At 65.3% G+C, this 11,031-nt stretch carries 6 protein-coding genes; 4 read left to right on the top strand and 2 right to left on the bottom strand.

Annotated elements, in window-relative coordinates; all coding sequences use genetic code 11:
* The first annotated feature begins 113 nt into the window (after positions 1-113).
* The 3 genes from ACIA48_RS29465 to ACIA48_RS29455 are packed head-to-tail and all read left to right on the top strand — an operon-like array spanning position 114 to position 8,115.
* On the top strand, positions 114-3,395 hold the full coding sequence (locus ACIA48_RS29465; protein WP_396739733.1) for a LuxR C-terminal-related transcriptional regulator: 3,282 nt from the start codon (positions 114-116) through the stop codon (positions 3,393-3,395).
* Entirely contained in the window at positions 3,388-6,660 is a 3,273-nt protein-coding gene (locus ACIA48_RS29460; RefSeq protein ID WP_396739731.1) for a LuxR C-terminal-related transcriptional regulator, read from the top strand. Before ACIA48_RS29465 ends, ACIA48_RS29460 begins: the two co-directional genes overlap by 8 nt.
* 36 nt (positions 6,661-6,696) lie before the next feature.
* Positions 6,697-8,115: a DUF222 domain-containing protein gene (locus ACIA48_RS29455; protein ID WP_396739729.1), complete on the top strand. Its 1,419-nt coding sequence runs from the start codon at positions 6,697-6,699 to the stop codon at positions 8,113-8,115.
* On the opposite strand, the gene ACIA48_RS29450 is transcribed toward ACIA48_RS29455, so the two are convergent.
* Together ACIA48_RS29450 and ACIA48_RS29445 are read right to left on the bottom strand one after the other, a co-directional pair.
* Positions 8,094-9,557 carry a flavin-containing monooxygenase gene (locus ACIA48_RS29450; RefSeq protein WP_396739727.1) on the bottom strand — a complete coding sequence of 488 codons (1,464 nt, stop codon included), beginning with the start codon at positions 9,555-9,557 and terminating at the stop codon, positions 8,094-8,096. The two genes, ACIA48_RS29455 and ACIA48_RS29450, sit on opposite strands and share 22 nt — an antisense overlap.
* Entirely contained in the window at positions 9,554-10,372 is an 819-nt protein-coding gene (locus ACIA48_RS29445; protein WP_396739725.1) for an SDR family oxidoreductase, read from the bottom strand. The genes ACIA48_RS29450 and ACIA48_RS29445 overlap by 4 nt, the downstream gene beginning before the upstream one ends.
* Positions 10,373-10,453: 81 nt before the next feature.
* Between ACIA48_RS29445 and ACIA48_RS29440 the strand changes: the two genes are divergently transcribed.
* Positions 10,454-11,023: a TetR/AcrR family transcriptional regulator gene (locus tag ACIA48_RS29440; RefSeq protein ID WP_396739908.1), complete on the top strand. Its 570-nt coding sequence runs from the start codon at positions 10,454-10,456 to the stop codon at positions 11,021-11,023.
* The last annotated feature ends 8 nt before the right edge of the window (positions 11,024-11,031 follow it).

Here is an 11,031-nt window from a genome sequence, read left to right as displayed (position 1 = left end):
GTTTCGCGGCGCCGACAAGATCGGCCGAACGTCGTATATCTGCAGCGGGGAGGGTCGTATATACGCGTATTCGCTGATGTATTGCCGCACGTCAGCGCTGCATGCTGGCTAGCATGAGCGCGACTGAGTGGAGCGAATTCGCGGTGACGGGGCTGCCGACGGGGACGGTGACGCTGCTGTTGGCAGACGTCCAGGGTTCAACACGGTTGTGGGAGACCCAGCCTGCGGAGATGAGCTCGGCGATCGCGCGCCTCGACGAGACGCTGGCGAGGCTCGCCGCAGCCCACAACGGGGTCAGACCAGTCGAGCAGGGTGAGGGCGACAGTTTCGTGCTGGCCTTCGCACGTGCCAGTGATGCGGTGGCCTGCGCGCTGGCGCTTCAGCGGGCTCCGTTGGCGCCGATCCGGCTGCGCATCGGCATCAACACTGGCGAGATCCAATTGCGCGACGAGGGCAACTACATCGGTCCGACGATCAACCGAACGGCTCGCTTACGCGATCTCGCGCACGGCGGGCAGACGGTGCTCTCCGGTGCGACCGAGCCGATGGTGCTCGACCACCTGCCCAACGACGCATGGCTGACAGACCTGGGGACACATGCACTTCGAGACCTGCCGCGTCCCGAACGGGTCGTGCAGCTATGCCATCCAGACGTTCACAACGATTTCCCGCCGCTGCGCGTCGTCGATAGTCCTGCGACACAGAATCTTCCGGCTCAGCTGTCCAGTTTCGTCGGTCGGACGGCCGAGATGGCGAATATTCGAGAGCTCCTTTCGCAGAATCGGCTCGTGACTCTGACGGGTGCCGGAGGCTCCGGGAAGACACGGCTCGCCGTCGAGATGGCCGCGGCGATAGCCGGCGAATTCGCAAGTGGTGTCTGGTTTGTGGATCTCGCGCCGATTGCCAACCCGGGGGTGGTGCCTGTCACGGTGGCACGTGCTCTCGGTCTGACCGACCAGCGGGGAAGTTCCTCCACCGACAGCGTGGTTCGCTACATCGGCGACCAACGGATGCTCATCGTGCTCGACAATTGCGAACACGTTCTGGACGCCGCGGCCGCCATCGTCGGCGACCTACTTCGGGGTTGTCCATCGGTGTCGCTGCTGGCCACCAGCCGTGAGCCGATCGGGATGCCTGGCGAATCAACGTGGCGGGTGCCGTCATTGCCGGTGGAGACCGACGCTGTCGACCTGTTCGCCGAACGCGCCCGCAAGGTGAGGTCCGACTTTCGCATCACCGACGAGAACGCCTCAGCCGTCGCCGAGATATGCCGTCGGCTCGACGGAATGCCACTGGCGATAGAACTCGCGGCCGCCAGGGCGCGCGCCCTGTCGATCGCCGACCTGCTCGCCAGCCTCAACGACCGGTTCCGGCTGCTCACCGGTGGTGCCCGGACGTCAGTTCAGCGGCAGCAGACGCTGCGGGCGTCGGTCGACTGGTCGCACGCACTCCTGACCGGACCCGAGCACGTCCTGTTCCGCCGGTTGGCGGCGTTCATGGGTGGGTTCGACCTCGACGCGGCAGAAGCCGTGGGAGGCGGTGTCGAGGTGGAGCGCTACCAAGTGCTCGACCAGCTCACGCTGCTCGTCGACAAATCGCTAGTGGTGGTCGAAAGCGCCACGGAACCAACGCGATACCGGTTGCTGGAAACCGTGCGCCAGTACGCGCTGGAGAAGCTGGGGGAGTCCGGCGAGGCCGACGTGGTGCGGACCCGCCATCGTGACCACTACGCTGCGATGGCGGCTCGGCTCGACACCCCGGCCGGCGACGGTCACGAACGTCATCTGGACCAGGCGGCCCTGGAAATCGACAACCTGCGGGCCGCATTCCAATGGTGTCGCGAAAACTCCGATGTCGAGCAGGCACTGTCACTCGTCACCTCGCTACAAGCTCTGTGGCTCGCACGTGGTCGGCTTCGGGAAGGCCTTGCAGGGCTCGAAATTGCGATCGCAGACCGTGACGCAGCGGGAGACGTAGCAACGGCCGAATATGCACGAGCTGTCGCCGACAAGGCGATGCTCGAATCGTGGCTCGGTGTCCACAGTCCAGCGCTGGCTGAGACGGCCTTGCGCATCGCGCGTGGTTCAGACGATGTCACGCTGTTGATTCGCGCCCTGATCGCGACCGGTTGCGTCAATGGACACAGCAGCGTCACCTCGAAGCCGTACTTCGACGAAGCGCTCGACCTGGCTCGGGCAGCGGGTGATGCGTGGCGAATCAGCCAGGTTCTGGGATGGCGGGCATACGGCGCGATGATGAGCGGCGACTGCTCGCAAGCAGAGACGATCGCCCGTGAGGGCGCTGATTTCGCCGGTGGGATCGGCGACAAGTTCGTGGCACGGCAGTGCCGCTGGATCCTCGGGCTCGCGCAGATGTGGTGCGGTGAGTTGACCGGCGCCGCGGCGCAGTTCGCGTCGGTGGCCGAAGAGGCGGAGACCGCACATGACTGGCTGTGGGCCGAGATGCCCCTCGGGTCCATGAGTTACGTCCTCGCCTACCTTGGTGACACGGACGCTGCCCAAGCCGCGGCGAGGAGGGCGATCGAGCTCGGAACCGACCTCGGGGGACTTCAACTTGCGCACGGCTTCAACGGTCTCGCGCTCGCCGCCTTCGCAAAAGGTGACGAACGCGAAGCCGCGGACGCCATCGAGCTTGCCTCGCCACTGTGGCGCCTACTACCCGAAACATGGGCGATGCATCTGGAAGTGCAGTCCCGCATCGCTTTTCTGAATAACGACGTCGACAAAGCGCGTCGTCTCGCTGACGAGGCAGTCCCGGCGACCAAGGGCAGGGGTTGCCACCACGCGGCGGCACTACTGGCGCGTGCTCGGATAGCCGTCACCGATGGTGCCCTCACGCAGGCGGAGGACGATCTCCATGCGGCCGTCGGGGAAGCGACTGCAGTGGGCTCTTATCTCGATGTCCCTGAGATGCTCGAGTACCTGGCACACCTCGCGGCGGTCGGCGAGAGTCCGCGGGAGGCAGCCCGGTTGTTCGGTGCTGCGGAGACTCTGCGCACCGCGACCGGAGCCGTAGCGTTTTCGGACGTTCGCTCGCGCTCCGCTGCCTGGATTTCGGCGCTTCGGGACATGCTGGAGGACAAAGCCTTCGACGCGGCGTGGGCAGAGGGCGCTGCGTTGTCGACGGAGGAGGTGATCGCGTATGCGCAGCGGGGGCGAGGGGAGCGTAAGCGGCCGTCGAGCGGTTGGGCGTCGATGACGCCGACCGAGCTCAATGTGGTGCGGTTGGTCAGTGAGGGGTTGGCCAACAAGGACATCGCCGCGCGGCTGTTCATCTCGCCGCGGACGGTGCAGACGCATCTGACGCATGTGTACACGAAGCTCGGTCTGACGTCGCGCGTCCAATTGGCGCAGGAGGCGGCTAAGCATGACTGAGATGCGCGACGTCGGCGTCAGCGGGCTGCCCACCGGGACCGTGACGCTGCTGCTGGCGGATATCGAGGGTTCAACGCGGCTGTGGGACAACCACTCCGACGAGATGAGAGCCGCCGTCGCACGACTCGACCGGACTCTTGCGGAGGTCGTCGTCGCGCACCGCGGGGTGCGCCCCGTCGAGCAGGGTGAAGGCGACAGTTTCGTCATCGCCTTCGCCCGGGCCAGCGATGCGGTGGCGTGCGCAGTCGCGGTGCAGCGCGCACCGCTGGCGCCGATCCGTCTGCGCATCGGTCTACACACCGGCGAGGTGCAGTTGCGCGATGAGGGGAACTACATCGGCCCGACCATCAACCGCACCGCCCGTCTGCGCGACCTCGCCCACGGCGGACAGACGCTGGTGACCTCGACCACCGAAGACCTGGTACTGGACCACCTTCCGGAGGGTGCGTGGCTGATCGACCTCGGACAGCATGCTCTTCGGGATCTGCCCCGCCCGGAACGGGTGCGGCAGCTGTGTCACCCCGATCTTCTCAACGACTTCCCGCCGCTGCGCGCCGGTAACGGGGCTGTGGCACAGCATCTTCCGGTGCAGCTGACCAGCTTTGTCGGCCGTGAGGGGCAGATCGCGGAGGTCCGCGAGCTGTTGGCGACCAATCGGCTGGTGACGCTGACCGGCGCCGGGGGTGTCGGTAAGACGCGGATGGCTGTCCATGTGGCGTCGATGATCACCGGTGAATTCGGCCACGGCACAAGGTATGTCGACTTGGCGCCGATCACCGATCCCGACGTGCTACCGGTCGCGGTGGCGCGCGCGTTGGGCCTGCCAGATCAGCCGGGACGGTCCACCGTGAACACGATCGTGCGATCGATCGGCGAGCACGAGCTGCTCATGGTGCTGGACAACTGCGAACATCTCCTGGACTCCAGTGCCGAAATGATCCAGACGATGGTCGGTGCCTGTCCGAATGTGACGCTGCTGGCGACGAGCCGTGAACCGATCGGGCTGGCTGGGGAGGTGACGTGGCGGGTCCCGTCGTTGTCGCTGACCGACGAGGCTGTCGTGCTGTTCGCCGACCGTGCGCGCCTCGCCAGATCTGAATTCGCTCTCACAGAGGACAGCTCGGCCCTCGTGACCGAGATCTGCCGACGGTTGGACGGCGTTCCGTTGGCGATTGAACTTGCCGCCGCACGCGTTCGCGCCTTGTCGCTGCAGGAGATCAATGACAGCCTCCATGACAGGTTCCGGCTGCTGACCGGTGGTTCGCGGACTGCGGTGCGTCGTCAGCAGACACTGCGGGCGTCGGTGGACTGGTCGCATGCGCTGCTCAGTGAACCCGAGCGGGTGCTGTTTCGCCGACTCGCCGTTTTCGCCGGCGGATTCGATCTCAACGCGGCGCAGATGGTCACCGGGTCAAGCGATGTGGAGCGCTATCAGGTGCTCGATCAGCTCACGCTGCTCGTCGACAAGTCGCTGGTGGTGGCCGATAGCGCACATGGCCAAACGCGATACCGACTCCTGGAGACGGTGCGTCAGTATGCGGCGGAGAAGCTCGGGGAATCCGAAGAGTCAGCTGACATTCGTGCGCGGCATCGCGGTTACTACACCTCGCTGGCAGCGGAGCTGGACAATCCGCCTGCCGGACAGCACGAGCAGCTTCTCGCACAAGCGGAAGTGAACATCGACAACAGCAGGGCAGCGTTCGCGTGGAGTCAGGACAGCGGGGATACCGACGCCGCGATGCAGCTGGCGTCGGCACTGCTGCCACTGTGGCTGGCACGCGGACGCATCATGGAGGGCCTGTCCTGGTTCGATGCAGTGCTCACCGATTCAGTTGACGCAGAGGGAGATGTCACTCCCGCAGTCCTCGCGCGAGCGTTGGCCGATAAGGCGCTGCTCGATGCGTGGGGCATCACCACCGACAGGATGGACCAGGCCGAGAAGGCGCTGGCCATCGCGCGCCAGGTCGGCGATCCGGCGTTGGTGGTACGGGCGTTGACGGCATGCGGGAGCATCGCTGCCTACGAATTCGAGGTGGCGCAGCCGTATTTGGCCGAGGCGAGCGCACTCGCACGCGAGTTGGGAGACCGATGGCGGCTGAGCCAGATTCTCTGCTGGCAGAGCTATGCGGCGTTCTGGACGGGTGATCCGAGAGCGGCCTACGCGGCGGGCGTCGAAGGCCGCGATCTGGCCGACTCGATAAATGACCGCTTCAGCTCGCGCTTCTGTCGCGCCTGGGGCATCGTCGCCCAGCTGATCACGTGCGGGGATTTGGCGGGCGCGACGCGAGTCTGCACCGAACTGCTCGAGGAGGCGGACGCCGCGTCCGATGTGCTGTGTAGGTACATCGCCGTTCAGCATCTCTGCATCATCGCGACATACCGCGGCGAGGCTGCTACCGACTACGCCGACGCGCTGGCAGAGGCGGGAGCCGAGCTCGGAGGGTTCTTCGCGGGCTCCGGAACGATGCTGTCTGGTTGGACGGAGCTCGCGGCGGGCAATGTGTCGGCCGCGAAGCGTGCGCACGATCTGGGATGGCCGATCGTCAGCGTTCATCCGGTTGCGTGTGCAGTGTTCGTCTCGTGGCGTGGCGAGGTCGCGCTGGCCGCAGGCGAACTGGACGAAGCGCGCCGATGGGCGGACGATGCGGTGGTCGTGACGAGAGGATGGCATCGAGCCACGGCGCTGGCGACCCGCAGTCGGGTCGGGATCGAGACGGGCGAACTCGAGCAGGCTGAGCGGGACGCGTACGACGGGCTTGCGGTTGTTTCGGAGATGGAAGCGCATGTCATCACGCCTGAAGTCTTGGAGTGCCTCGCCCGCGTGCTCGTCCTGACGGATCGCCACCGAGAGGCGGCGCGGATATTCGGCGCGACGGAATCCTTATGGCAGCGCACCGGGGCCGCCCGGTCCCGTGTTCATCAGGAAGGTGTCGAGAAGTGCATCGCCACGGCCCGTGATGCTCTGGGAGACAGTGACTTCAAGGCTACCTGGGCCGAAGGTGCCGCGTTGTCGACAGAGGAGGCGATCGCGTATGCGCAGCGCGGTCGCGGGGCGCGCAAGCGGCCGTCGAGCGGTTGGGCGTCGTTGACGCCGACCGAACTCGACGTGGTGCGGTTGGTCAGTGAGGGGTTGGCCAACAAGGACATCGCGGCGCGCTTGTTCATTTCGCCGCGCACTGTCCAGACGCATCTGACGCATGTGTACACCAAGCTGGGTCTGACCTCTCGCGTTCAGCTGGCGCAGGAGGCCGCTCGACGGAGCTGACGGAACTTGTCAGACCCATTTGGCATAGTCGAACACATGTTCGAGTGCGATCGGGACCGGGATCTCATCGAGGTGATGGGTGAGGCGACGCGCTACGAGTCGATGTCCATGGCGCAGCGGTTGTTAGCAGTGGCCGATCTTTATGAACGGCGTGAAGGGGCGTTGGCCGATCTGGAATGGCACCTGGTCGACTACTGTGCCGCGGTTGCCGCCGAAGTCTCGGCGGTGCAGAACATCAGCCATTCCCGTGCGGTGAGTCAGGTGCAGTTCGCCTGCACCCTGGCCCATCGGCACCCCATGGTGGCCAAGGTCTTTCTACGCGGCACCATCGACTACCGAATGGTGTCGACGATCATCAACCGCACCGACAACGTCGAGGATGCGCTGATGCCGGAGTTGGACGAGGCGATCGCGCGGCACTGCGAAAAGTGGATGAAATTCTCCAAGAACAAGTTGCGTGATCGGGTCGATCAGTGGGTGGCCAAGTTCGACCCGGCCGGGGTACGCGTGCCGCCCAAGGTGGACGAGAACCGGTATTTCGACGTCGACGAAGCCGGTCCGGGGATGGCGTTCGCCTCGGGTCATGTGCGGGCCACCGACGCCGCCGCACTTGATGCGCGGTTGGATGCATTGGCGGCCACGGTGTGTGAACACGACCCTCGCAGCCGAAGTCAGCGTCGCGCCGATGCCGCCGGCGCGCTGGCCCGAATGGAAACCACCCTGGCATGCGAGTGCGGACGCCCGGAGTGCACAGCGGCAGCAGCACAGATTGCCGCCTCGGCAGCAGTGATCCATGTGCTCGCCGAACAGGGAACGCTCGACGGGTCAAGTGATAATCCGGGGTATCTACGCGGTTTCGGCATTCTGCCCGCCGAATCGGTGCGCAACGTGGCGAAGACCGCGACGCTCAAGCCTCTGACCGTGCCTACCGGTGTGGCGCCCGATCCCGGGTATCGGCCGAGTGCGAAGACCAAAGAATTCATTCAGTGGCGCGATCTGACGTGTCGTTGGCCGGGCTGCGACAAGCCGGTCGAGAAGTGCGATATCGACCACACGGTGCCCTATCCGCAGGGGTCGACGCATCCGTCGAACATGAAGCTTTACTGCCGAATCCACCATCTGGTGAAGACGTTCTGTGGGTGGAGCGATCAGCAGTTGCCCGACGGCACGATCGTGCTGACCTCGCCGACCGGGCACACTTACACCACCGAGGCCCACGGTGCGGCGATGTTCGCCGCCCTAGCCCAGCCGACCGGTGAACTCGATCTGCCACCGCACGTCATCGATCCGGACACCGATCGCACGGTGATGATGCCGCGGCGCAAACAAACCCGCGCTCAGGACCGCCAGGACCGGATCAACGCCGAACGCCGTGAACGCACCGAACTCATCGCCGAACAAGAACGGCAGCACCAAGCCTGGCTCGCCGCCAACTACAAACCCCCACCCTTCTGAAGATGGAAGTCGCGGTCATCGGGTCGGTGCAGCATCGCCGTCATCGTCTTACGGTCGTAGGGCCACAGGTCGACGTTGCCGTCGTCGGTGAGATACCAAGAGTTGCAACCGGTATTCCACACCGTGGGGCCCAACGCAACGCTCACGTCGTCGTTGAACTTCGCGGTGGCTTCCTCGGTGACCTCGACTGTATCGACTTCGCCGGCGCGGAACCGGCGCAGCCAATGTGTGATGTACCGGGCCGTCAGCTCGGCAGGATATTGCGGAATTATCGAACCCGTCGGCGAATTGGGACCCAAGACCGTGAAGAGGTTGGGGAAGCCCGGAATCGCCGTCATCCGGTACGCTCGCGGCCCCTTGGCCCACGCATCGTCGATCGAGATACCGTCGCGCCCGCGCAAGTTCATGGGCCGCATGTAGTGATGCGTGTGAAATCCGGTTGCCAAAATCAGTACGTCAAGCGCGATCTCGCGGCCGTCGGCCAGCCGGATGCCGCCCGATGTTACCCGCTCGATCGCCGAGGTGACCAGCTCGGCGTTCTTCGCGCGGATAGCGCGATAGTACGAACTCGACACCACCTGCCGTTTGCACAGCGGCTGATAGTCGGGGGTGAGGCGATCGCGCAGTTCCGAATCGCGGACCTGCGCGCGCAGCGACCGCCGCGCGTACGCCTGCACCAGCCTTCGACGCCAGCTTGGCCGGGTCGCGATGTCGGGGAGAATGGCCGACCCCCAGAGCAATACGCCATACAGCTTCCGGTGCACCGAAGGCCGCCGCCGCAGCAGCTTGCCCAGAAAAGCCGGCTGGCGAAGCCCCATCGGCACCCAGATGACCCACTGCGGCGACCGCACCAGATGGCTGATTTGTGCCGCGCCCGGTTGCAGCGCGGACACCACCTGCACGCCGGTCGACCCCGTGCCGATCACCGCGATCCGTCGTCCGTCGGTGGCCACACCGTCGTCCCAGCGCGCGGTGTGGACGACATCGCCGGCGAAAGTGTCCAGTCCCGGGATATCCGGCGTAAACGGGTGATGCAGTACCCCCGTCGCCGAGATCAGAAAGTCCGCTTCCAAATCCGCACCATCGGAAGTCGTTATATGCCAAGACGATCCGGTGAACACCGCTGACTCAACCTCAGAATCGAGTCTGAGTCGCCCGGCAAGACCATGGTCGTCGACGACGTCGCGAAGATAGCGCTGAATCTCCGAGCCGGGCGCGAACAGGCCCGACCAATCAGGCTTCGGCGCGAACGAGAACTGGTACAGCTGCGACGGCACGTCGCACGTGAGACCGGGATAGCGATTCCAATGCCACACCCCGCCGACATCGGAACCTTTTTCCAGGATCGTGAAGTCGTTGAAGCCGGCCTGCTGCAACGTCACTGCGGTCGCGATGCCTGCCACGCCCGCACCGATGATGACGACCCGAGGCTCCCGCGTCATCGGCCCAACGCCTGCGCCGCGATCGTCTCCTCGTAGGCAGCACGTACATCCTGCTGCACAGACGTCAGCGCCCGGCGGTCACCGATCAGCTTGCGGCCCAGCCGCATCGCTGGCTCCGGCACCGCCGCATTCACCAGATCCCAACCCGCCAGATATCGGGGCACGGTGATCTCGGCGCGCCGACGCCGGACGCTGCCGACGATTGCCCGCGCGACATCGTCGGGGTCAACGGTCGGCATCCCGTGTCCCAGCGGCACTCCCGACGCAAGCCGCGTCCGCACCGCACTCGGCAGCACCGCGCTGACGCTGACACCCGTACTCCGGTATTCCTCACGGACCGCGGCCGACAGCCCCACGGCGCCGAACTTGCTCGCGTTGTAGACCGCCATTCCCGGAACCACCAGCTTGCCCGCCATCGACGCGACGTTGACCACATGCCCTCGGCCGCGTTCGACCATGTGCGGCATCACGGCCCTCATTCCGTGAATCAGGCCCCACACGTTCACCTCGAGCGTCGTGCGGCTGATCGCGTCGTCTTCGGAAAGGAAGTCGCCCAGCGGCATTACCCCGGCATTGTTGACGAGGATGTCGATGCGGCCGTGCCGAGAGAGCACGGAGTCGACGAACGTCCCGAACGATTCGCGCGACGTGACATCGAGGGCGAGCGCACCCGGTGAGTCCGCGGTGTCGAGGTCGCCGACGCAGACCGTCGCGCCTTTGGACGTGAACAGCGAGGCGGTTGCCCTGCCGATTCCGCGTGCGCCGCCCGTCACCGCGACGACAGCGCCGTCCAGCGCGATCTTGGGATAGGGCATACCGTGCTCCCTTCATCGAAAAACCGACAGTATTTAGATACCAACAGAATGTCAACGGAGTACGATGACACCGTGACTCGGATGACTCGCGCCGAAAGCCAGGCCCAGACCAGGACTCAGCTGGTCAAGACGGCCAGGCAGCTGTTCTTCGACGACGGTTATCACCCGACATCGCTGGAGAAGGTCGCCGACGCCGCGGGCTTTTCGAAGGGTGCGGTGTACTCCAACTTCCGCAACAAGGACGAGCTGTGCATCGCCGTGCTCGACGAGGTCCGCGGTGAACGTCTCGCCGAGATACTCGAGATCATGGCGAAGCCCACCACCGCGTCCCGTGTCGAGGGGCTGCAGGCCTGGGCCGAGAAGGTCATCGGCGATCCGGCGTGGACATCGCTGGAGGTCGAGTTCGCCGCGCACGCCCGTCACAACGAGCAATTGCGCAACGAACTCGCATCCCGACTCAAGGGCATACTCCAAATGCTCACCGGGGCAGCGGATTCCGTCGATGACACCGCGCCCGCGTTGCCGGGTGGCGAAACGGCGATCGTGATGCTTGCGCTCGGTGTCGGCCTCGGGCTGCTCCGGTCGATCGATCCGTCGGTGCCGGTCGACGGCCTTGTCGACATCCTTCGCCTGGTAAGCGGCCAAACCTGAAGTAATGG

It is taken from the genome of Mycobacterium sp. NPDC051804, assembly GCF_044452905.1.
Taxonomy (GTDB): domain Bacteria; phylum Actinomycetota; class Actinomycetes; order Mycobacteriales; family Mycobacteriaceae; genus Mycobacterium.
The sequence above is the reverse complement of the archived record's forward strand: the minus strand, read 5'-3'. Positions and strand labels throughout refer to the sequence as shown.

Excerpts from the sequence above, each read along its gene's own strand:
- ACIA48_RS29455 (WP_396739729.1), top strand. The coding sequence starts at position 6,697 with ATGTTCGAGTGCGATCGGGACCGGGATCTCATCGAGGTGATGGGTGAG.
- ACIA48_RS29445 (WP_396739725.1), bottom strand. The coding sequence starts at position 10,372 with ATGCCCTATCCCAAGATCGCGCTGGACGGCGCTGTCGTCGCGGTGACG.
- ACIA48_RS29465 (WP_396739733.1), top strand. The coding sequence starts at position 114 with ATGAGCGCGACTGAGTGGAGCGAATTCGCGGTGACGGGGCTGCCGACG.
- ACIA48_RS29440 (WP_396739908.1), top strand. The coding sequence starts at position 10,454 with ATGACTCGCGCCGAAAGCCAGGCCCAGACCAGGACTCAGCTGGTCAAG.
- ACIA48_RS29460 (WP_396739731.1), top strand. The coding sequence starts at position 3,388 with ATGACTGAGATGCGCGACGTCGGCGTCAGCGGGCTGCCCACCGGGACC.
- ACIA48_RS29450 (WP_396739727.1), bottom strand. The coding sequence starts at position 9,557 with ATGACGCGGGAGCCTCGGGTCGTCATCATCGGTGCGGGCGTGGCAGGC.